This window comes from Pacificibacter sp. AS14 (assembly GCF_038899935.1).
GTDB lineage: Bacteria > Pseudomonadota > Alphaproteobacteria > Rhodobacterales > Rhodobacteraceae > Celeribacter.
Genome location: NZ_JBBMQI010000015.1, coordinates 26,519 through 47,157, shown reverse-complemented (window position 1 = coordinate 47,157; position 20,639 = coordinate 26,519). Strand labels below are relative to the sequence as shown.

Annotated in this window: 22 protein-coding genes; 9 read left to right on the top strand and 13 right to left on the bottom strand. The window is 51.7% G+C overall.

What is annotated here, in order from left to right:
* Positions 1 to 355: 355 nt before the first annotated feature.
* The 8 genes from WNY38_RS13655 to WNY38_RS13620 all read right to left on the bottom strand — a co-directional run bounded on the left by WNY38_RS13655 (position 356) and on the right by WNY38_RS13620 (position 7,461).
* Positions 356 to 1,168, bottom strand: coding sequence for a phosphodiesterase (locus WNY38_RS13655; protein WP_342857905.1), 813 nt, complete (start codon positions 1,166 to 1,168; stop codon positions 356 to 358).
* Complete coding sequence (locus tag WNY38_RS13650; protein WP_342857904.1) at positions 1,168 to 2,202, bottom strand: ABC transporter ATP-binding protein; 1,035 nt, start codon at positions 2,200 to 2,202, stop codon at positions 1,168 to 1,170. The genes WNY38_RS13655 and WNY38_RS13650 overlap by 1 nt, the downstream gene beginning before the upstream one ends.
* Positions 2,199 to 2,990: an ABC transporter permease subunit gene (locus tag WNY38_RS13645; protein WP_342857903.1), complete on the bottom strand. Its 792-nt coding sequence runs from the start codon at positions 2,988 to 2,990 to the stop codon at positions 2,199 to 2,201. Before WNY38_RS13645 ends, WNY38_RS13650 begins: the two co-directional genes overlap by 4 nt.
* A gap of 1 nt (position 2,991) precedes the next feature.
* Positions 2,992 to 3,795, bottom strand: a complete 804-nt coding sequence (locus tag WNY38_RS13640) for an ABC transporter permease (protein WP_342857902.1) — start codon at positions 3,793 to 3,795, stop codon at positions 2,992 to 2,994.
* Positions 3,796 to 3,862: 67 nt separating this feature from the next.
* On the bottom strand, positions 3,863 to 4,858 hold the full coding sequence (locus tag WNY38_RS13635) for an ABC transporter substrate-binding protein (RefSeq protein ID WP_342857901.1): 996 nt from the start codon (positions 4,856 to 4,858) through the stop codon (positions 3,863 to 3,865).
* A 19-nt stretch (positions 4,859 to 4,877) separates the two neighbouring features.
* Positions 4,878 to 5,951 (bottom strand): LacI family DNA-binding transcriptional regulator, encoded by a 1,074-nt coding sequence (locus WNY38_RS13630; protein WP_342857900.1) that lies wholly within the window; start codon positions 5,949 to 5,951, stop codon positions 4,878 to 4,880.
* A gap of 299 nt (positions 5,952 to 6,250) precedes the next feature.
* Positions 6,251 to 6,490: a transposase gene (locus WNY38_RS13625; protein ID WP_342857899.1), complete on the bottom strand. Its 240-nt coding sequence runs from the start codon at positions 6,488 to 6,490 to the stop codon at positions 6,251 to 6,253.
* A gap of 38 nt (positions 6,491 to 6,528) precedes the next feature.
* Positions 6,529 to 7,461 (bottom strand): ribokinase, encoded by a 933-nt coding sequence (locus tag WNY38_RS13620; RefSeq protein ID WP_342857898.1) that lies wholly within the window; start codon positions 7,459 to 7,461, stop codon positions 6,529 to 6,531.
* 169 nt (positions 7,462 to 7,630) lie between these two features.
* Between WNY38_RS13620 and WNY38_RS13615 the strand changes: the two genes are divergently transcribed.
* From WNY38_RS13615 to WNY38_RS13575, 9 genes are all read left to right on the top strand, one after another.
* A complete protein-coding gene (locus WNY38_RS13615; RefSeq protein ID WP_342857897.1) occupies positions 7,631 to 8,650 on the top strand; it encodes a LacI family DNA-binding transcriptional regulator in 1,020 nt (339 codons plus the stop codon).
* A gap of 55 nt (positions 8,651 to 8,705) precedes the next feature.
* The gene (locus WNY38_RS13610; RefSeq protein ID WP_342857896.1) at positions 8,706 to 9,638 is read left to right on the top strand and encodes a substrate-binding domain-containing protein; all 933 of its coding nucleotides are present in this window, start codon (positions 8,706 to 8,708) and stop codon (positions 9,636 to 9,638) included.
* Positions 9,635 to 10,447, top strand: coding sequence for an ATP-binding cassette domain-containing protein (locus tag WNY38_RS13605; protein WP_342857895.1), 813 nt, complete (start codon positions 9,635 to 9,637; stop codon positions 10,445 to 10,447). The genes WNY38_RS13610 and WNY38_RS13605 overlap by 4 nt, the downstream gene beginning before the upstream one ends.
* Positions 10,444 to 11,445 (top strand): ABC transporter permease, encoded by a 1,002-nt coding sequence (locus WNY38_RS13600; RefSeq protein WP_342857894.1) that lies wholly within the window; start codon positions 10,444 to 10,446, stop codon positions 11,443 to 11,445. Before WNY38_RS13605 ends, WNY38_RS13600 begins: the two co-directional genes overlap by 4 nt.
* Positions 11,446 to 11,510: 65 nt before the next feature.
* Positions 11,511 to 12,353 (top strand): BtpA/SgcQ family protein, encoded by an 843-nt coding sequence (locus WNY38_RS13595; protein ID WP_342857893.1) that lies wholly within the window; start codon positions 11,511 to 11,513, stop codon positions 12,351 to 12,353.
* A 3-nt stretch (positions 12,354 to 12,356) separates the two neighbouring features.
* Positions 12,357 to 12,986: a TenA family protein gene (locus WNY38_RS13590; protein ID WP_342857892.1), complete on the top strand. Its 630-nt coding sequence runs from the start codon at positions 12,357 to 12,359 to the stop codon at positions 12,984 to 12,986.
* An 11-nt stretch (positions 12,987 to 12,997) separates the two neighbouring features.
* On the top strand, positions 12,998 to 14,056 hold the full coding sequence (locus WNY38_RS13585; RefSeq protein ID WP_342857891.1) for a phosphotriesterase-related protein: 1,059 nt from the start codon (positions 12,998 to 13,000) through the stop codon (positions 14,054 to 14,056).
* A 5-nt stretch (positions 14,057 to 14,061) separates the two neighbouring features.
* Positions 14,062 to 14,829: a glutamine amidotransferase gene (locus WNY38_RS13580; protein WP_342857890.1), complete on the top strand. Its 768-nt coding sequence runs from the start codon at positions 14,062 to 14,064 to the stop codon at positions 14,827 to 14,829.
* Between the two features lie 21 nt (positions 14,830 to 14,850).
* Complete coding sequence (locus tag WNY38_RS13575) at positions 14,851 to 15,963, top strand: M20 family metallopeptidase (RefSeq protein WP_342857889.1); 1,113 nt, start codon at positions 14,851 to 14,853, stop codon at positions 15,961 to 15,963.
* Positions 15,964 to 16,202: 239 nt separating this feature from the next.
* On the opposite strand, the gene WNY38_RS13570 is transcribed toward WNY38_RS13575, so the two are convergent.
* From WNY38_RS13570 to WNY38_RS13550, 5 genes are read right to left on the bottom strand one after another with little or no spacing between them, the layout of a single operon-like run.
* Positions 16,203 to 16,604 (bottom strand): hypothetical protein, encoded by a 402-nt coding sequence (locus WNY38_RS13570; RefSeq protein WP_342857888.1) that lies wholly within the window; start codon positions 16,602 to 16,604, stop codon positions 16,203 to 16,205.
* Entirely contained in the window at positions 16,604 to 16,990 is a 387-nt protein-coding gene (locus WNY38_RS13565) for a response regulator (RefSeq protein WP_342857887.1), read from the bottom strand. Before WNY38_RS13565 ends, WNY38_RS13570 begins: the two co-directional genes overlap by 1 nt.
* Positions 16,981 to 17,889 (bottom strand): protein-glutamate O-methyltransferase CheR, encoded by a 909-nt coding sequence (locus tag WNY38_RS13560; protein WP_342857886.1) that lies wholly within the window; start codon positions 17,887 to 17,889, stop codon positions 16,981 to 16,983. The genes WNY38_RS13565 and WNY38_RS13560 overlap by 10 nt, the downstream gene beginning before the upstream one ends.
* A gap of 4 nt (positions 17,890 to 17,893) precedes the next feature.
* A complete protein-coding gene (locus tag WNY38_RS13555) occupies positions 17,894 to 18,361 on the bottom strand; it encodes a chemotaxis protein CheW (protein WP_342857885.1) in 468 nt (155 codons plus the stop codon).
* A 4-nt stretch (positions 18,362 to 18,365) separates the two neighbouring features.
* On the bottom strand, positions 18,366 to 20,639 hold the full coding sequence (locus WNY38_RS13550) for a chemotaxis protein CheA (protein ID WP_342857884.1): 2,274 nt from the start codon (positions 20,637 to 20,639) through the stop codon (positions 18,366 to 18,368).

The window sequence follows — 20,639 nt, the reverse complement described above, 5'->3', positions numbered from 1 at the left end:
ACCGCCACATCACGGCGACCTGAAGCAGAGACGTCCCTTTGAGTTTGAGGGGCGTTTCTTCTGATTGCGAACGACACTTATGTTCGTGATGAAGGAGACTGCAATCAATACGTAGGTGCCGGTTTCAGTTTGAAAATTCAGGCAAAAGGCTCAAAAGGGCGTCAAAACTTGGGCTGACGCAATTTCTTCACCCAGAGTGAGCCGATAGGGTGTTGGCATTTTATGATTAACCTATTGTATTTAATTAATTTTTTCATGGAACTTCACACTCCTAAATCGCACAGCTGAGACGAGGTAGATTGCGACGGTTGCCCCCTCCCACAACCAAATCCAACGAATTCTGGCAGTCTGCTTGTTAATCAAATGGCATAGGCTGTGCAATTTCTTCAAGCGACAAAATATCCGAGATCAATCCAGACTGAGCCCCGTCTGGCCATGTGAAAAATGTGACTGCGCCAGGTTCTAACGCAAGTGAATGGACGGCATCTTTGCGTTGATCACGATGTACAGAATGGCATGTGCTTGGGGAAATTTGGCATAAAACACTGCCGATCTGGCCTGTAATCGCGCGGTGGACATGACCTGATATCATACGGGTAGGGCCGGGATATTGCTCAAGCCGTTCCATCAGAGCCGCGCCGTTGCGCAGGTTATCGGCGTCCATTTCGGTAATGCCGCAATGCATCCACGGATGATGTGTGGCGACAACTAGGGGCTTGCCTGCAAGCGTGGACAGCTGTGTGTCAACGAAGGTGAATGCAAGGTCAGACAGCTCGCCGTGATGCGCGCCCTCCAGCAAGGTATCAAGTCCCAAGACCGCGAAGGGACCAAAATCACGTAGCCATTGGATAGGGCCAGAGGATGGCATCCAGTCTTGCTGCGAAAAGGTGGCACGCATTGTTTCGCGGGTATCATGGTTTCCCGGAATGGCGATCCACGGCACATCAAGGTCGGCCATAATTTCGGAAAAATGTGCATATTCTTCAGCTGTGCCTGTGTCTGTGAGATCACCAGTCACGATCGCACAGTCTATTTTTCCCAAGGATGGTAGGCGCTTGTTGATATATGCGACAGCTTTGCGCAGGCTCGCATTTGTATCTGAGGCCTTGCAGACAAATCGGCCTTTTTCGACAATATGTGTATCAGTAATTTGAATAAACGCAGGCATCAAGCGGCTTTCTTTTCGTTTGGTAACATGAGGATTGCGGCAGGATCGATGGAGACGCCAACTGTGTCGCCAACCTTTGGGGCGTTCAGTGCGGCGTGCAAGGCAAAGACTGGTTCAGGGGCCAGACCCTGAAGAGCGATACGATAATGAGTGCCCATAAAGGTCACCGAAATAACTTTAGCGCGTAGCGGGCTGTTGTCATCCAAGCGCACATCTTCGGCGCGCACGAATGCCAGCTTGTCTGTTGCTGGGGCTGGAAGCGTTAAGGAACCTGTTTCAAAATGCAGCGTGTCAGTTTCGATGTGACGCCCTAGCGGCATGGCTGCGCCTATGAAGCGCGCCACGAATTCGGATTCTGGCGCACGGTAGAGGGCTTCTGGCGTGCCTATTTGGGCGATTTTACCGTGAGACATCACTGCAACGCGGTCAGCGATTGCCATAGCTTCATCTTGATCGTGGGTCACAAATATCGCCGTAATGCCAAAGCTGCGCAACAGCTGCGCCAACTCATCGCGCAGCTGCCCGCGAAGGGCGGCATCCAGTGCCGAAAGAGGTTCGTCCAACAACAACAGCCGCGGGCGCGGAGCAAAAGCACGGGCTAGAGCGACCCTTTGGCGCTGGCCACCCGAAAGGGCATTGATGGGGCGTGTCGCATAGGGCTCAAGCTGGCAAAGTGCGATGACTTCATCCACGCGTGTGTTGATTTCGGATTTGGCCAGTTTTTGCATCTTGAGGCCGTAGCCGATGTTGCCGCGCACTGACATGTTCGGGAACAGCGCGTAGGATTGAAACACCATGCCGATTTTGCGCTGCTCGACGGGCAGGTGGGTAAAGTCTTCGTTATCAAACAGCAGCCTTGCGCCCTCGTCAGGCTTTTCCAACCCTGCGATGATGCGCAGCAATGTTGATTTTCCGCAGCCAGATGGACCAAGAAGCGATACAATTTCGCCCTGAGGAATATCAAGGTCAGTTGGCATCAGAGCGCGTGTCCCATCGGGGTAGGTTTTTGCAGTACTGGTCAGAGAAAGCGTCATGACATAATCCTTTGGGCGCGTGCGGTGGCCCATTGCATGGCCAGCAAAAGAGGGACGATCATCACAAAGAAGATCAGGGTATAGGCGGACGCGATTTCTAGCCGCATAGAGGCATAGCTATCGGCAAGTCCGACAGGCAAGGTTTTCAAAAAAGGGGTGTGCAGCATCCAAGTGAGATTGAATTCACCGATAGATAGGGTCACCACCGTCAAGGCCCCTGCCAGAATGCCAGGCAGCGCATTTGGTACGACGATGTCAAAGAACCTGCGATGCGGTGGGGCGCCCAATGACGCGGCGCCTTCTTCGAGGGTTTTAAGGTCAATCGCTGCCAGAACGGACATGACAGAGCGCACCATGAACGGCAGGGTATAGAGAACATGACCGACCAGAATAAATGTCCAACTCATACGAAATTCACGCCAGCCGCCGTAAAGTTGCAAGAGCGCCAATGCCAGCGCAAGGCCAGGGATGGCGAGCGGAAGCGAGATGAATTCTTCAAGTATCCGCGACAGCCGACCTGGATTTCGCGCGAGCGCATAGGCGGCAGGCACGCCGATGATCAAAGTGGAAGCAAGACAGGCCAGTGCCAGCCCGACCGACAAGAATATGCTACTGGAATAGAGCGCCCAAACCTCGATGATCCACTTGAGTGTCAGACCTGAGGACACACCCCTAAAGTAGTTTACGGTGAGGCCCGCCAGTACCGATTGCAGCGTTGGGATCAAAAGGAAAGCGCAAGCCACCAATGTGATGGCGAGTTGAAATAGCTTTGCGGGTGATTTGAACATTTCAGCCTCCTGCCGCGATTGTTGTGCCAGAAAAACTACGTGCGATCAGCAGTAAGGCCCAAGTGATCACGCCTAAAACCACAGAAAGAGCAGCAGCCATGGCGATATTCGCCGACAAGGTGAATTCAGTATAAATGACCATCGGTAAGACATCGATATTGGTGGCCAATGTGAAAGCCGTCCCAAAAGCGCCCATAGCGGTGGCAAAGGCGATCGCCCCTGCCGCAGTCATCGCGGGCGCCAAAGCGGGTAGGATAACATCCAGAACAACACGATGCGTTGGAGCCCCCAAGGTCAGGGCGGCTTCTTCTAGCGCAGGATCGATTTTTTCTGCTGCGGCCATCACGGTCAGCAAAACCCGGGGTATCGAAAAGTAGAGATAGCCCAGAAACAATCCAAAGGCTGAATAGGCAAACACCCAATGGCCGGGCAAAATTTGGTTTACCAAACCCTGACGCCCGCCCAATAGGATGATCATAAATCCGACCACCACTCCGGGAAACGCAAGAGGCAGGGTGAGGATGGAAAGCAATACGCCGCGTCCCGCAAATCTGTTGCGCACGAGGAACAATCCCGCGGTTGTTGAAATGCCCAACGCTGCGATGGTGACCGCGATCGATATTAAGACTGTGTGCAACAAGGTCGAATAATAGCGCGGGGTTTGCAGAATTTTTAAGTAAATGCCCCAGCCAAATTCGCCTTCGCCCGAGGCAAGGATCAAACGGCTCAATGGCAAAGCCAAAAAGGTCAGTGTAAAGATTGCCAGCGGAAGCAAGCAAAGCTGAACGAAGGTGCGAGAGGTCATCTGAATGCCTTTGGTTTTATCGGTTGAGAGGAGCGGTGGCGCTCCCCTCTCTTTTTTGAAGTGAGGGCTATTTTACTTCTGACAAATACCGCTCGCCAAATGCGGCTTGTGCTGTGGCCATGTCATTGTAATCGACCGATGCAGCACGCTCGTATTCGCTGGCAGGCAGGAACTTAGCCGCAACTTCTGCGGGCAGCTTTACTGGGCGTGCTGGCTGCAAATAGGCATTGGTCCAGATCGCTTGGCCTTCATCAGAAAGGATGAAATCCAATACGCGTTTGCCCGCATCAGGGTTTGGCGCATCCTTCACAAGGCTCATGACATATGGCACGCGCAAGGAGCCTTCGCAGGGCAATACAAATTCAAAATTGCCGTCTTCTTCGTATTTGCCGCGGTAAGCGTTGAAATCATAATCAAACAAGATTGGAATTTCGCCAGATACAACGCGCGCAAAAGACGTTTGTTTTGGCACGATAGGGTCGTTTTGTGCCAGATCGTTGAAGTATTTGATGGCCGGGTCAAAGTTGTTCAAATCGCCACCAAAGGCGATGTTGGCTGCAATCGCGCCAGCGTAACCGACAAATGCAGATGATGGATCAAGGTAGCCGACCATGCCACGGTATTCGGGTTTGGTCAGGTCTGCAAAACACTGCGGTACTGGCGCACCCGCCAAAGCATCGACATTTACGAAAAAGCCAATTGTGCCGTAGTGAATGGCAAACCAATTGCCGTCCGCGTCTTTCAGGCCTTCAGGGATGTCGTCAAAACCAGTTGGCTTATAAGGCTCTACAAGACCGTCTGCACCCGCTTTGATGCCCGTTGTCACACCGTAATAAGCAACGTCAGCCACAGGGCTTGCGCGTTCTGCGATCAACTGGCTGATGGTTTGGCCAGAGTTCTTGTTGTCATGTGGCATCTGGATATCAAGTTTTTCGTCGATAGCTTCCAGCATCGAGGCCCAGTCCGCCCACTGGGGAGGGCAGTTGTAGCAGATAGCATCCTCAGCGAAGGCGGGTGCGGTAACGACGGTTGCAGCCAAAGCAGCAAAAAGTGTATGTTTCATGGGTTCGTCCTTGATTGATTTAGATCTTCAGCGGGGGAACAGACGACGGTTGGGCGGCCACCCGATCGTCGTCAGTCCTTTTCGGGTTGGGAGCCGCAAGGGTCTCGCCCTCCCGAAAAGAAAAGGGCAGGGGCGGGCGTTGTTTCAGGCCAAGGCCCTGCAATGCGTTTAGAAGAGACCGGGCGGCCTGCCGCCCCATCGCTTCGGGCGATGTTTCAATGGTGGTCAGGGGCGTTTCGAGCAGCCGCCCGATTTCGATCCCGTCAAATCCAACAACAGAAAGATCCTGAGGCACCTGCCAACCCAAATGCCGCGTTGCCTTTTGTACGGCGATGGCAAGAAAATCATTTGAGGCAAACAGCGCGGTAACATCAGGGTAATTGATAAGGATGGCGGCCAGTCGTTCGGGATGGCGCGCTTCATCTTCGCTGATTTCGATCAAAGTCGGCTGGGCCAGTCCGCTTGCTCTACATTGTTCATGAAACCCAGCATATCGATTGCGCGACCGATCAGACGTCGAAAAACGCAGCGCCAGAAAGCCGACGCGTTTGTGGCCGAATGCAGCAAAACGACGTGCCACCTCAGCAGCGGCGACAAAATTATCAACGTAGGCAGTCACCAAACCGTCAATAGGATCATGAAACATGAGCGACACAGGGATATCGCGCTGTTTGGCTTGCATCAATGCCGAGCTGCGATCTGGGGCGACCATGGTGGCGATGATCCCGTCCACATTGTTTTCCATCAATGTGGTGATTGCAGTACCGTCTGCGTCATCGTCGTAGTTCGAACATGAAATCAACAGCTGGTAACCCGATCCTAAAAGCTCGGATTGGACGCCTTGTACCGCTTCGGCAAATACCGGGTTTGCCAAAGAGGGCACCAGACACCCAATGGTCATCGATTTTCGACTCTGAAGTGCCCGCCCTGCGGCGTTGAAACTAAACCCTAAATCATGTGCTGCCCGTTGGACCCGTTCGCGCATTTCCGCACTTGCAGGGCCGGAATTGTTTAACACTCGACTGGCGGTTGCTATGCCGCAGCCAGCTACCCGCGCGACGTCTTTGATTGTAGCAGAGGTCACGGGATGCATATGATAAGCCCTATTGGAAACGTTTCCATTCACATATTTGAGATTCGTTACAGGAGTATGACGGCACAAAAACTGTGGTTCGCATCCTCAGGCGCAGAGGGGCTTACCGGTTCCTTGGGTCATGCGTAAAAGTCGCTGAAATGCGCCATAAGCATATGACACTTCGATTGTGCCGAAAGCTTCGCACAGTGGACCTTAATCAATGCGTACCTCACTCACTGCTTGGCAGTGTTATGCGCAGTATGATCCCGAGAGGGGAGACACTCGCGACACTCGTACGAAGTGCGCTGTCGCCTTTTTTAAATGGTGCGCTCATCTGTCATCCGCGCCAGTTCCCGCTTCAATCGCCTGAGTTCAGCAGCCTGATCCAACACTTCGGGCCTCACATGCGCTGGCTTCGAAAACTGCGCCTTGCACGCTAACAGTGAGTTGGTGCTGATCCCCAATCGTGCACAAGCCTCCGCAAACGAATATCCTTGATCCATCACTTGGGCGACGGCATCACGCTTGAACTCATCTGTAAATCTAATTGCCGACATCTCTGACGCCTTGGTTCCAAAATCACCAAGCAAAGCGTCTACAAATTTAGGGGCACTTCAAGCTTTCGGCTCAGGGTTTCCAATTCTTGCTGCGTTGGGAATGCAGCGGTTGTGCCTGGCCGCGTGACTGTAATGGCTGCAGCGCGCACCGCGAGATCCAGATCATGGGCACAAATTTTACTGCCGCGTAGAATTGCTGAGCCGATCGTGACGCTTTGCAACGTGTCGCCCGCGCCAGTGCTGTCTACGACGTGGCATTTGTGCGCGGGCACGGCCACGATGTCGCTCCCACGCGCCGCGTCGCGTTGGCCAAGCAGAGCCCCTCGCGCGCCCAGCGTGAGCACCACAGTCGCTATATTCATATCCAACAAGTGGTATACGGCGGCCTCATCTGCCTTGCCTGTGATCTGCTCGGCTTCGTGTTCGTTCAGAAACAAGATATCTAAGCTTGGCAACAAGGGAATGAATTCTCGATCAAAGGGAGATGGATTGAACGCGACCAGCATCTGCTGCTTACGGGCTTGAGCTATAAGGTCAGCTGTTGTCGACAGTTGCAAGTTGCCTTGAAGCACAAGTAGATCGCCCGCCACTGCGTCCGCCATCAAGGGCAAAACATCGATCAGGTCAACACTTCTCGCGCAATCGACGGTCGCGATATTGGCATTTCCGCCAGCAGCGTCCTTGAGCACAACAGTTGTGTCGCTGGCACAATCATGTCGTTTGATCAAGCGTGAGACCACAGGTTCTTTTGCAAGCAAATCTCGCATGTGTTGGCTTTGAAGATCTGTTCCGACTGCAGCGATCAGAATCGTCGGCACCCCTGACCGCCCTAAGACAATCGCTTGATTCGCGCCCTTACCCCCCAGATCAAGAGAGACCCTACTGCCAAAAATTGACTCTCCCTCATTGGGAAATCTGTCAATCCCAATGGTTTGATCCATCGCAATATTCCCGACAATAAAGACCTTCATCCCGACTCCTTTTCACGGACCCCGTGCTGCGTAAGTTTTAAGCGCCAGTCAAAAATGACACCAATATCTTAACAAGACTGCTTGACAGAATCGAGAATATCAATGGTAAAAGGGTTTAGTAAACGGCTTTACAAGGCAAAAACTGCTTCTTTAATCAATAGAAGGTCAAATGATGAAATCGCGTACAAACCTCAAGACCGTGGCCGGAGAAGCGGGAGTGTCCTCGACAACTGTGTCCCGCTACTTGAACGGCACGCTCGAACTTCCAGAGGCGACCCGCGAACGCATCAATGCAGCTGTCATCAAATTAAACTACCATCCAAACCCGCATGCCCGCAGACTTAGCCTTGGTCGCTCAGATACGATTGCAGTCATTCTTCCTGACATCGCAAATCCATTTTTTGCCAAACTAGCCGCAGCAATCGAGCTGGCTGCCACCGCGCACAATTCGATGGTTTTGCTTCACGCGACATTCAACAAGAGTGACCGAGAGCTCGAGGCACTCAAACGCGCATCTCAAAACCGCGTTGATGGCGTTGTCTTTGTCACCAACCGCACCCCCGAGGCTGAAGTTGCGCAGCAACTGAACGAGTTTTCTCGTGCGGTGATCTTGGATGAAGACGTCCCCGGCGGCGTCGCCCCACGTCTTTTATGTGACAATGAACAAGGTGGCATGTTGGCAGGGCAGCACTTGCGCGAAGCAGGGCATCGCCATGTCGCATATTTTGGGGGTGGAATCGATCTTCATAGCACCCAAAAACGTCTAACGGGGCTTCAACACGGATTAACCGAAGCAGGCCGCTCAGACATCACGCCAACGCTCTTTCTGGGGGATCACTCCCCAACCTCTGGTCGAGAATTGGCAGAGCGGTTTCTCAGTCAAGTGGAACAGGAAACCGCTATTTTCTCGGGCTCGGACGAACTGACGGTCGGGATATTAGAGGTTTTCAAAGAACGCGGCATTCGCATTCCTGAAGATTTCTCGCTTATCAGTTTCGATGACGCACGCTCCCTGCATTTGTTCTCACCTGCCGTCACTGCCGTACGCCAACCTGTTGATCTGCTAGGGACGCGTGCCGTCGACATCCTTTTCAGTCCTGAGTGGGAGAACTCTGATTTTACCTCCCGCACTGAACTCTTGCCGGTTGAACTGATCGAACGCGGTTCGGTCGAACACATCGGCCAATAATAAGAAACGATGCAACACAACAAAATAATGTAAGCCCTTCCCAACGGAGAACCCAATGAAAATCCTCACAAAAACAGCCCTCTTATCAACGGCAACAGCAGCCTGTTTGATGGCATCCTCTGCATATGCAGACACTTACGCAATGGTACAAATCAACCAGCAAGCTTTGTTTTTCAATCAAATGAACGCAGGCGCCCAAGCCGCGGCTGAAGCTGCAGGTGACGAGCTGGTAATCTTCAACGCCAACAATGATCCATCAGCGCAGAACAGCGCGATTGAGACCTACATCCAACAAGGTGTAGCCGGTCTTATTGTTGTAGCGATCGACGTTAACGGCATCATGCCAGCGGTTCAACAAGCCGCCGATGCGGGTATTCCCGTTGTCGCAGTTGACGCGGTTTTGCCCGAAGGCCCACAGGCCGCTCAGGTTGGCGTTAACAACAAAAGCGCTGGCGCAGATATGGGCGCATACTTTCTTGACTACCTCGCCTCTGACATGGGCGGTGCCGCTAAAATCGGCGTCGTTGGCGCGTTGAACTCGTCTATTCAGAACATCCGCCAAGATGGATTTATCGAAACGATTTCAGGCACTGAAGGCGTTGTCGAAGCCGGTGTTGTTGATGGTCAAAACGTACAAGACCTTGCACTGACGGCTGCAGAAAACATGATCACAGCCAATCCAGACCTCACAGCGCTTTATGCCACAGGTGAACCAGCTTTGCTTGGTGCTGTTGCAGCTGTTGAAAGCCAAGGCAAGCAAAGTGATGTGAAAATCTTCGGTTGGGATCTTACAGCTCAAGCGATCCATGGCATCGACGAAGGTTACGTTGCTGCCGTCATCCAACAAGACCCCGCAGGTATGGGCGCGGCAGCCTTTGATGCCTTGGCGACACTCAATGCCGGTGGAACTGTCGAATATTCCATTGCAGTGCCAATCACCATTGTCACCAGCGAAAACGTCGACGACTTCCGAGGCATGTTCGAATGACACCCACACCATCACAAAGCATGGTTAAGACATCGGAGGGCCTTGTGCCCTCCGACACAACTATAGAACCATCTGTTCCCCCCCGCATTTCCCTGCGCGATATTCGCATTACATTTGGCTCAATTGAGGCCTTGCGCGGTGTGGACCTCGACATCGCTCCAGGCGAGTGTCTGGGACTTATCGGCGACAATGCCGCTGGCAAATCGACGCTGACGAAAATCATCTCAGGGACATATGTTCCCGACAGTGGCACGATATCGATCGACGGCGAGCAGGTTCAATTTTCTAGCCCTGCGGACGCACGTGATCGGTCTATCGAGATGGTGTTTCAAGATCTGAGCCTGTGCGATCATATCGACGTGATGGGCAATCTTTTCTTGGGCCGCGAAATGACCAATTACTCGTTCTTGGATAACTCAAAGATGCGTGCCAAAGCCCGCGAGATGCTTGATGACCTTGATATCAGAATTCCCAAGTTGAACGCAAAAGTTGCCCAGCTTTCAGGCGGACAAAGACAGGCCATCGCAATCGCGCGCGCCGCGTCCTTTAATCCCCGCGTTTTGATCATGGATGAGCCAACCTCAGCCCTCGCCGTGGCCGAAGTTGAAGCCGTCTTACGCCTTATCAATCGCGTCAAAGCCCGCGGTGTGTCCGTTATTTTGATCACGCACCGTCTACAAGATTTGTTCCGTGTCTGCGACAAGATTGCTGTCATGTACGAAGGCACCAAAGTTGCCGAACGCGACATCAAAAACACCAGCCTTGAAGATCTCGTTAAGCTTATCGTCGGCAAGGGAGAAGAGATATGAGTACATCTTACACCGAACGCGGGCAGGGGTCATCTATCGCGGATTTCCTCGCAACGCATGCGCAAGTGCTGTCCATCGCATTCTTCTTTACAGTTTGCGTGGTCTTCTTTTCGATTGCCACTGATGTCTTTTTAAGCGTTGGCAACCTTCTTAATATTTTGCGCCAAGCTGCGCCGATTTTGATTGTCGCTGTTGCGATGACCTTTGTGATCATCACGGCAGGCATCGACCTTTCCGTTGGCTCACAAGTGGCGCTGGTCAATGCGACTGCGGCGATTGTCATATCTTACGGTTTGCCATGGCCTGTCGTTGTGCTTGGAATGCTGGTCTTTGGGGCTGCAATCGGATTGGCTCAAGGCTGGTTCATCGCTTATCAAGGCATTCCTGCGTTCATCGTTACTTTGGCGGGCCTGTCCATTTTACGCGGTTTTGCGCTTTATATGACCCAAGGTTATTCGATCCCCATCAAAGACGCGCCCGGTTTCTTTGCTTTGGGACGTGGCACAATCTTCGGCTTGCCTGTGCCTGCCGTGATCGCTCTGCTGATTGCTGCCTTGGCCGCTGTTGTCATAAGCCGCCAAATGTATGGCCGCCAAGTCGTCGCCGTCGGCTCAAACCCCGAAGCTGCACGCCGCGTTGGCATGCCATCCAAATGGATCATCACATCCGTCTATATGCTATCTGGAATTGCCTGCGCGATTGCGGCCTTGTTGATTGCTGCACGACTGGGATCTGGTTCGTCGAACGCCGCTGTTGGGTTCGAGCTTCAAGTGATTGCTGCTGTGGTGCTTGGGGGAACATCGCTCTTTGGGGGGCGCGGATCAATCCTTGGCACGCTTCTGGGCACATTGACTATAGCCGTTATTGGCAACGGTCTGATCCTGATGCATATTTCGCCGTTCTTCACACAGATTGTCACCGGCGCAATCATCTTGATTGCGATCTGGCTTAACACTCGAATTTTCACCGCGAATTTCAAATTTTCGCGCAAAACTTAAAGCTCTCAATATCGCCGTAGCTGCCTCTTAAACGGCTTGCAGCTACGGCAAAGGACACACCTACCATGCAAACAATCTCTGACAATTCCGGCAATGCTATCGAACAAACCTTTGGACGCTCAAAAGCGCTTATCGGCATGATCCATTGCCCGCCTTTCCCCGGGTCCCCGCGGTATAAGGGTGAAACACTGGATCAAATCTACGACGCCTGTATGCGTGACGCCGATGCTTTGATCAGCAATGGCTTGCACGGGCTTGTTGTTGAGAACCATGGCGATGTGCCGTTCTCAAAACCCGACGACATTGGCTATGAAACTGCGGCGTTCATGGCTGTCGTTGTGGACAGAATTAAACGCGAATTTGACGTGCCAATCGGTATCAACGTTCTTGCCAATGCGCCAATTCCAGCTTTTGCGATTGCCCGTGCCACCGGCGCCTCGTTCATTCGCGTCAACCAATGGGCCAACGCCTATGTCGCAAACGAAGGCTTTATGGAAGGGCGCGCGGCCGAAGCTATGCGCTATCGATCCGCCTTGCGCGGTGAAGGCATCAAGGTGTTCGCGGACAGCCACGTCAAACACGGCAGTCATTCGATCACAGCTGACCGCAGCGTTGCAGAACTGACCCGCGACTTGGCGTTTTTTGACGTGGACGCGGTGATCGCAACCGGTCAACGCACAGGCAACAGCGCGTCGATGGATGAAATTGCAGAAGTCGCGGATGCAACCAGCTTGCCTGTTTTGGTCGGCTCGGGCGTGACGGAAGATAACATCACAGATATCTTGAGCATCGCGAGCGCAGTCATTGTCGCCTCATCGCTCAAAGAAGGCGGCGTCTGGTGGAACCCAGTCGAGGCCAAACGCGTGCGCAGTTTTGTGGCCGCTGCCACGCCAGCATTGGGCGCTTAATCTATGCTGCTTTCAGACAAAATACTGGCCGCCAATGAGACCGTTTTGAACGATATGCTGACACATCGGTTTGTCACAGATATCTGTGCTGATAGGTTGGAGCGGGACGTCTTTCACCGCTATTTGGCCTATGAAGGGCAATTCGTTGAAACTGCAATTTCGATCTTTGCACATGCGGTTGCTTGCGCGCCGGACATCACCGCCCAGCGCTGGTTGATCGGCGTCCTAGATGCGCTTGCCAATACGCAAGTCTCTTATTTTGAAGAGGTTTTCACACGCCTGAACATTCCACCTGCGCCAGAAGACACCACGGGTTTTGGGTCAGGCATGTTGGACATCGCACGCACAGGCGCGTTGGTGGATATTTTGACTGCAATGTTTGCCGCCGAGTGGATGTATTGGACGTGGTGTCGCACCGCTGCTGCAGGTGTCATCAGCGATCCCGATCTTCGCGCTTGGGTCGACTTGCATGCGCAACCAGAGTTTGCAGCCCAAGCCCTATGGTTAAAGCAGGCCATTGATACATATGGCGATGAAAGCGACGCAGAACGGTTGTCCGCGATTTTTGATCGCGTCACACGTTTAGAGATTGCCTTTCATTCGGCGGCTTACGACGTTCTTGCTTCAGATTAAGGATCATCACAATGACTGCTATTTTCGATGACACCGTTATGACGGTTTTGGGGCCAGTGCCCCTGAATGATCTTGGCATTACCTTGATGCACGAACATATCTTGAACGATTGCTCGTGTTGGTGGCGTGGGCATGAACCTGGTTTCACCTCTCCGATCATGAATGCTCCGATCACGCCAAACATTCTGTCAGAATTGCGCAACGATCCCTTTGCCAATCGCAACAATTGTGCGTTAGACGATGAAGGTCTGGCCGTGAAAGAGCTGATGCGTTTTGTCGCTGAAGGGGGGGCAACTGTGGTTGACCCCACATGTAAAGGCATCGGCCGAAATCCGGATGCTTTGACGCGTATTGCCCTTGCGACCGGCTTGAACATAGTGATGGGAGCCGGATATTATCTACATTCATCGCATCCAGACTATCTGCCTGCGATGTCACAGCGTGATATTACCGACGAGCTGATTGCGGAAGCCACCCATGGAATCGGCGCACATAACACCAAAATCGGCATCATCGGCGAGATCGGCGTCAGCGCAGATTTTACAGCAGTGGAGCGCACCGTTCTGGCAGCCTCTGCAACCGCCGCCATGGAAACGGGCTTGCCGCTGATGATTCATCTGCCAGCTTGGTTTCGTTTGGCGCATGAGGTTCTTGATCTTGTGGCGCAAACCGGTTTTCCCTTAGATCGCGTTATCTTGTGCCACATGAACCCCTCGGGCAAAGATATCGCCTATCAACGCAGCTTGGCAGATCGTGGGGCGTATTTGGAATACGACATGATCGGCATGGATTTTTGGTATGCGGATCAAGCAGTGCAATGCCCCTCAGATGAAGACAACGCCGCAGCGATCAGAGATCTGTTTGGCCTTGGTTACGGCACTCAAATTCTACTCTCGCAGGATGTCTTTATCAAAATGATGCTCTGCGAATATGGCGGCAATGGCTATGCCCATGTGCAGCGTCACTTCCTTCCGCGGCTTTTGCGTCATGGCCTTACTGAGGCAGACCTTTCGACACTTGTTGTCGCCAATCCACGCCGTGCTTTGGCACGCAAAATTATTTCAGGATAATACAGATGAAAAAAGTACTTCTCGTTGGCGAAACGTGGATGAGCTCTTCCACCCATTTCAAAGGCTTCGACCAATTCGGTAGCGTCTCCTTTCACGCCGGGAACAAGCGTTTCATGGCCGGCATGAAAGGGTCAAACTACGACGTCACCCACATGCCAGCCCACGAAGCGGCCACCGATTTCCCAACGGCGATGGAGGGCTTGGATGACTACGACGTCATTATCATTTCCGATCTCGGCGCCAATACATTGTTGTTGCATCCAGATGTCTGGTTTAAAGGCGAGCGCTGCCCAAACCGTGTAAATTTGCTCTCGGACTGGACCCGCAAAGGCGGTGGGTTGATCATGATTGGCGGGTACTTTTCGTTCCAAGGCATTGATGGTAAAGCGCGTTGGCATAAAACTTCTGTCGAAGCCGCACTGCCTGTCACTTGCCTAAGTTGCGATGATCGTATGGAAATTCCCGAAGGCTGCACGCCGGTCATCAACGATGCGGATCATCCGATTTTGAGTGGCATCACTGGCGAGTGGCCCTATCTTTTGGGGGTGAATGAGGTTGTTCTCAAAGACGATCCAGAGGTCAAGCTGATCCTGTCTTTGCCCGAAGAACAACGCGGCTTGCCCTTGCTGGCCACGGGGTCTTACGGCGCAGGGCGCACACTCGCGTGGACGTCCGATATGAGCGAGCATTGGTTACCGCCAGCCTTTTTGGCATGGGAAGGCTACGACAAGCTGTTCGGTAATATGGTTGCATGGGTCGCGGGCGACATCTGAACACATAAATAGAGGCCGCATATGGATGTTATCAAACTGACACAGCGCTTACTGGCGTTCGACACCGTCAATCCTCCGGGTAATGAAACATCCTGTGCGGCCTTTTTGCACGATCTGCTTACTGCCGCAGGGTTTGAAGCGCAGCTATACCCAATGCCTGACGGGCGGACAAATCTCGTCGCGTATATTGGAAATGGCACAGGCAAACCGCTTGCGTTCACTGGCCATCTCGACACAGTGCCGTTGGGCAACCGGCCGTGGAACGTATCCCCTTTCGCTGGCGATATTATTGACGGGCGCCTGTATGGGCGTGGCAGCACTGATATGAAAGCTGGTGTCGCTGCTTTTGTCTGCGCCGCCATCTTGCAAGTTGATCGTTTGAAGCAAGGTCCGGGCACCTTGCTACTGATCACATGCGGCGAAGAAACGGGATGCGACGGCGCGCGCCATTTGGTGCAATCGATAACCCTGCCGCCAGTTGCGGGGCTTATCGTTGCAGAGCCAACTTTGAACCGTCCTGCACACGGGCATAAAGGCGTTCTGTGGTTGAAGGCGACAAGTCGTGGTGTGACCGCACATGGGTCCATGCCTGAACGCGGCGATAATGCCATACTAAAGGCTGCTCGTTTCATTGCGCGGCTTGAAAAGTTTGGCTTCGACACTCCTGCGCATCCCGTTATGGGGCGGCCCACAGTGAACGTTGGTACGATGCACGGCGGGTTAAACCTGAACTCTGTGCCCGATCTAGCCGAGACCGAAATCGACCTGCGCAGCGTTCCGCCAATGCAACACGCCAAGCTGAAAACTCAAATTGAACAGCTTGCAAAAGACGATGCCGAAATCACCACACTCCTTGATCTGCCGCCAGTTTGGACCGATCCTAATATGACTATTGTAAAACGCATCGGGGACATCAGCGCGGCCAGCACAAGGGCATCTGTTGCTCCCGCTAGTGTCAGCTACTTTACCGATGCAGCGTTGTTACAACCAGCATTGCAAAACGCCCCGACAGTGATACTCGGCCCCGGTGATCCGGCTTTGGCGCATCAAACGGATGAATACTGTGTGGTTAAAAACATCATCCAAGCGGTTGAAATTTATCGCGCGCTTCTGAATGATTTTGCCAAAACCTAGCTGAATTGCTTTCGGAGCCGAATAAAATTTTGCAGTTACCTGCCAAAGGATCTTTAATCAATAGATCGCAACTTTTGATCTCAGAAACGATTACGCTGTGCAAGGTATCTTTCATCCTGAACAATTGATCCTGGTGCGGCCTTTAGCACCTGCTTGCAGCACGCCTTTCGTAGCCCAGCGTGTTCAAATCGCACAGATGAGGCGCGGCAGATTATGGCGGTTGCGCTCTCCCGCAACTATCAAAACCATGCAATATCTCCGGAGTCGTCTTCGGTGAGAGCAAATGGTGTGTCAACGTTGTCAAAGAGTTTGTGTGCCAGATGCCTTAACCGAATAGTCTTGCTTAGTGGTTCTACTGCTATACTGCCAGTTGCATCCAGATTTGATAAATGCCCCATTATTCTTTGGAGATCATCCAGAGTTTGATGTAACCGATCAATTGCCTGCAAGCTTCGCTGAACCGCAGGTGATAGGGATTTAGCTTCCGAGATTGTCGGCCCCAGAGCAATTTGCACTTCTGCTGCCAATATGACGAGTGCCATCAATTCATCTTGTATTCTCTTGTGAAGTATTTCGTTCGAAATACTTACCTCATGAGAAACATCTTGCCGTGCAAGTGATCGGGTCATCGAGAAATTCATCACAACTTTCCTACTATTGCCTCAATCGACGCACGGAGCTTGGGGGCATCAAAGGGCTTCTTAAGAAAGTTATTCATTCCAAGCTTTTTACCGAGATCAATGATCTCTCTGTCAGCCCTACCGGTAATCAAAAGAAAGCCTACTCCTCGTGTAGGTGCATTAGATCGTAGCGAATGCAGTAACTGCAATCCATCCATCCCAGGCATATTGTAATCTGAAATGACCAAATGCACGGGCGATCCCGATAGCTTTTGTAAGGCTGTTGGGCCGTCAGATGCACTCGCGACGTTTCTTATTCCAAACGAATCTAGCGCATTGGTAATTAGTCCGCGGCTTGTAGACATGTCATCTACTACTAGAACTCTAAGTTGATCTCTCAGCGCCATTGTTTACTCTCCATTTGTTTTTGAGAGGGCACTTCGCCTCTTTTCGTATTAGGTTGATAGGTGGTCACGCCAACACTTTTGAATAAATCAGAAACGTCACTGCCAAGCCTTTCCGAGTGTCCAAGCAGAAGATAGCCTTTACCATTCAATGATTTATAAAACCGACGATACAGCTGCGATTGCGTTTCATCATCGAAATATATCACTACATTTCGACAAAAAATGACGTCAAATGAACCGGTCATGGGCCAATTCGCGTGAAGGTTGAGCTGCCTAAATGATACTAGATCTTTAACGCTTGGCTTAACGGTTAAAATTTCGTCGTTGTCGTCCGAATCTGTTGTGAAATATTTGTCGACGAAGTGCGCTGGCAATCCGGACGTAAGAGTCCCTGAGTAATTTCCTTGGACCGCACAATTCAGTACTTCTGGATCAATATCAGTTGCTAAAATTTTGATGTCATAGTTACTGATATTGGGGTCAAACTCTAACAAAGTCATAGCTACCGAATACGGCTCTTGTCCATTGGAGCAACCCGCTGACCAAATTCTTACTGGCTCTCCCAATTTTAGTTTTTTGTGCAGTGACGGGAGAATATCATTTCTCAGTGCTGTAAAGTGATGTTCCTCGCGGAAAAAATGCGAAACATTTGTAGTCAAAGCCGAAATGAAATGGCTCATTTCACTTACGTCAGTATCATTTTCTAAAATATCTAGGTAAGAATCGAAGTCTCTAATTTTCAAAGCACGCAAACGGCGAGTTAGTCTAGATTTCACCATCGATTCTTTAGACTTCGACAAAACGATACCAGCTTCTGTGTGAGCAAGCTTCGCAATTCTGTCGAACGCGGAAGCTGACAAGGTACTTTCAATTGTGAGTTTTCTAATTGGGCTATTCATAAAATTAGGCGGCCTCTTCGCCTTGGGGCGGCATTACTGCTTCCAAGTCAAGTATTCTGATCATCCGACCGTCAACGATTGTTAGTGCAGATACAAAAGTACGAGACTCGTCTGCCGCGAGATCTGGTGGCGCTTGCATCTCTTCGGCGGGAATGGCCAAAATGTCTGAGACAGCGTCAACCATAAGTCCGGCGGTTCTGCTTCCAAGGTCCACGACAATAATTACATTTCGCTCCGTGTCTTGACCCATTTCTAAGCCGAGGCGGGCTGAGAGGTCCAGAATAGGAAGCACGGTTCCTCTAAGATTGATAACGCCTTTTACAAACGAAGGTGCGTGTGGAAGTGACGTTGCTTTTGCCGATCCTCTGATTTCTCGAACCGACATAATATCCACTGAATAGTCTTGTCCGCCGACACGAAAGGACAACAATTCAATGGATGATTTATCTGCAAGTTTTTCATTGTCTGTCATAATTCTATCCTGCAATTGGAACTGGAGCGTTCCGTTTTTTCGTTTTACCTGTCGCTTGGCTTACTAAGTCAGTTGGGTCGAGAATAAGCGCGATTTGACCATCTCCGAGTATTGTTGCGGCAGCGATACCTGGAACGCGGCCATAGCTGCCTTCAAGCCCCTTGATCACAACTTGCCGTTGATCTTCAATTGCGTCGACAGCAAGCGCTGCTCGGTTTCCATCTTCTTGACCGATCAGTAGAACAATGCCGCCTACGTAGCTTTCTTGAGGAGCGCGATAGCCAAGCTCGGCTCCCAAATCCAACAAGGGCACAAATCCCCCGCGGATTTGAACGACATGCGTTTCAGGTCCAAGCGCTTTAAGATCATCATTCGTTAAAGTGAGTGTTTCCAAAATTGCATTTAGGGGTACAACCAAAGTTTCACCGCCAACGCGGACAACCATTCCATCAAGCACCGCAAGTGTGAGCGGGAGCGAAATAGAGAAAGTTGTGCCTTCGCCTTCAACAGAGGAAATAGTGATGCGTCCGCCCAAGGACTGTATCGAACTCTTTACAACGTCCATCCCGACGCCACGTCCTGAGAGGTTGGAAATTTCAGATGCAGTTGAAAATCCTGGCATAAATAACAGACCGTCGATATCGGCGTCAGTGAGCTGCATGTCTTCGGTTATTAGGTTTTTCTCAATTGCCTTTTCCCGAACGCGTTCACGGTTGATACCTGCACCGTCATCGGAGACTTCGATTAAGATTCGACCGGATCGATGTTGTGCCGTCATCGTGACGCTGCCTTCAGGCGTTTTGCCGGCTGCTTCGCGTTTTTCGGGAGATTCAAGTCCATGATCGACGGCATTGCGGATCATATGCGTCAGTGGGTCGGCCAAACGTTCGATGACTGTTTTGTCAACTTCGGTGTTTTCTCCAAGAGTATGGAGGCGCACTTGTTTGCCAACAGATGCAGAGGATTCCCGAACAATTCGTCCCATGCGCTGGAACAGCGATTTGATTGGTTGAGCCCTGATCATCATGACGGATTCTTGAATGTCACGAGTTAGTTGAAGGAATTCTTCTAGGCCGGTAGAAACGGGTGAGTTTGGCGCGAGGCCAGCTTCCGCTACGGATTGACTAAGCATCGCTTGGTTGATTACCAATTCTCCGACCAGGTTCACGAGACGATCAACGCGTTCCAGATCCACGCGAACAGTCGCACGGGGCTGAGTTGGAGACGAAGCTGTTTTGGCTGGAGGCGCGGCCTGTTGTTTAAGCGCCTCTGTTTCAGAGGTCACTGCGCTGACTTCTGCAGACGTTTTAGGTTTTGCGGATTCTTTCGTCACTTTCTCAACAGGAAGTGCTGCTTGAGTGGAGGCACTCTGTGGTGGTTTGAATTCGGGCTGATCAACCAAGGTCGGCAGAGATTCAGCTTGAGCAGAATCTTCAGAAGTCTGGAGATCGTTTGATGAGGTGTCCAAAGGTGTTATTTGGAGTGTGCAGAGGCCGTCGACGAACTCGAAAACTTCGCGTACAGCTTCGACTGGTTCTTCAGTGAGAACTTTGAGCTGCCATGAAAGGTATCCTTCATCCGGATCAAGCGTATCTAAAGTTGGAATTCGCTTCGTGTTACAAGAAACCACGAGGTCACCAAGGTCACGCAGCGCGCGTAGCAAGTAGAGTGGTTCATTGCCTGAGGCGTAAAGGCTGATGTCAGGTTTAAAGTGGATGTTGAACCCTTTAGGTGCAGCGGCCAGAGGTAGAGCAACTTCTTCAGTGTTTTCGAGGCTCGGAAACCCACCTAAGGGCGCGAGGCCGGGAATATCGGGAAGACCCAAAGCGTCTCCCATGTCCAAGGAAAGTACAGCAGGTGTGAAGTCGAGCTCTTCTTCAATTTGCTCTTCGCAACCGACCAGTTTGTCGAGTTCGTTGAGGACAGGGCTTGTCTTTTCTTGGGAAATAGTAATGTCGTCGCGGGCTGCGCGAACCAAATCACCAAGCAAGTCTGCGCAAGAGAAAAACAGTCGAATTGCGCCAGCATCGGGCGTAAAGCGGCCTGCACGGACTTCATCCATGGCTGTCTCAAAACGGTGAGCAAATTTGACGAGTTCGTCCAACCCGAAGGCGCCAGCCCCTCCTTTTATAGAGTGCACAGCTCTGAACACGACGTTGATCGTTTCAGAGTCGGAGTCGCCATTTTCCATCAATATGAGACCGTCCTGAAGGCTTTCCAGGAGTTCTTCACATTCAATAAAGAACGAGGCGCGAATTTCTGCCATAGGATCGGACAT

What these genes read in the sequence shown, in the direction of transcription:
- WNY38_RS13655 (WP_342857905.1), bottom strand. Translation starts at nt 1,168, where the DNA reads ATGCCTGCGTTTATTCAAATTACTGATACACATATTGTCGAAAAAGGC.
- WNY38_RS13650 (WP_342857904.1), bottom strand. Translation starts at nt 2,202, where the DNA reads ATGACGCTTTCTCTGACCAGTACTGCAAAAACCTACCCCGATGGGACA.
- WNY38_RS13645 (WP_342857903.1), bottom strand. Translation starts at nt 2,990, where the DNA reads ATGTTCAAATCACCCGCAAAGCTATTTCAACTCGCCATCACATTGGTG.
- WNY38_RS13640 (WP_342857902.1), bottom strand. Translation starts at nt 3,795, where the DNA reads ATGACCTCTCGCACCTTCGTTCAGCTTTGCTTGCTTCCGCTGGCAATC.
- WNY38_RS13635 (WP_342857901.1), bottom strand. Translation starts at nt 4,858, where the DNA reads ATGAAACATACACTTTTTGCTGCTTTGGCTGCAACCGTCGTTACCGCA.
- WNY38_RS13630 (WP_342857900.1), bottom strand. Translation starts at nt 5,951, where the DNA reads ATGCATCCCGTGACCTCTGCTACAATCAAAGACGTCGCGCGGGTAGCT.
- WNY38_RS13625 (WP_342857899.1), bottom strand. Translation starts at nt 6,490, where the DNA reads ATGTCGGCAATTAGATTTACAGATGAGTTCAAGCGTGATGCCGTCGCC.
- WNY38_RS13620 (WP_342857898.1), bottom strand. Translation starts at nt 7,461, where the DNA reads ATGAAGGTCTTTATTGTCGGGAATATTGCGATGGATCAAACCATTGGG.
- WNY38_RS13615 (WP_342857897.1), top strand. Translation starts at nt 7,631, where the DNA reads ATGATGAAATCGCGTACAAACCTCAAGACCGTGGCCGGAGAAGCGGGA.
- WNY38_RS13610 (WP_342857896.1), top strand. Translation starts at nt 8,706, where the DNA reads ATGAAAATCCTCACAAAAACAGCCCTCTTATCAACGGCAACAGCAGCC.
- WNY38_RS13605 (WP_342857895.1), top strand. Translation starts at nt 9,635, where the DNA reads ATGACACCCACACCATCACAAAGCATGGTTAAGACATCGGAGGGCCTT.
- WNY38_RS13600 (WP_342857894.1), top strand. Translation starts at nt 10,444, where the DNA reads ATGAGTACATCTTACACCGAACGCGGGCAGGGGTCATCTATCGCGGAT.
- WNY38_RS13595 (WP_342857893.1), top strand. Translation starts at nt 11,511, where the DNA reads ATGCAAACAATCTCTGACAATTCCGGCAATGCTATCGAACAAACCTTT.
- WNY38_RS13590 (WP_342857892.1), top strand. Translation starts at nt 12,357, where the DNA reads ATGCTGCTTTCAGACAAAATACTGGCCGCCAATGAGACCGTTTTGAAC.
- WNY38_RS13585 (WP_342857891.1), top strand. Translation starts at nt 12,998, where the DNA reads ATGACTGCTATTTTCGATGACACCGTTATGACGGTTTTGGGGCCAGTG.
- WNY38_RS13580 (WP_342857890.1), top strand. Translation starts at nt 14,062, where the DNA reads ATGAAAAAAGTACTTCTCGTTGGCGAAACGTGGATGAGCTCTTCCACC.
- WNY38_RS13575 (WP_342857889.1), top strand. Translation starts at nt 14,851, where the DNA reads ATGGATGTTATCAAACTGACACAGCGCTTACTGGCGTTCGACACCGTC.
- WNY38_RS13570 (WP_342857888.1), bottom strand. Translation starts at nt 16,604, where the DNA reads ATGAATTTCTCGATGACCCGATCACTTGCACGGCAAGATGTTTCTCAT.
- WNY38_RS13565 (WP_342857887.1), bottom strand. Translation starts at nt 16,990, where the DNA reads ATGGCGCTGAGAGATCAACTTAGAGTTCTAGTAGTAGATGACATGTCT.
- WNY38_RS13560 (WP_342857886.1), bottom strand. Translation starts at nt 17,889, where the DNA reads ATGAATAGCCCAATTAGAAAACTCACAATTGAAAGTACCTTGTCAGCT.
- WNY38_RS13555 (WP_342857885.1), bottom strand. Translation starts at nt 18,361, where the DNA reads ATGACAGACAATGAAAAACTTGCAGATAAATCATCCATTGAATTGTTG.
- WNY38_RS13550 (WP_342857884.1), bottom strand. Translation starts at nt 20,639, where the DNA reads ATGTCCGATCCTATGGCAGAAATTCGCGCCTCGTTCTTTATTGAATGT.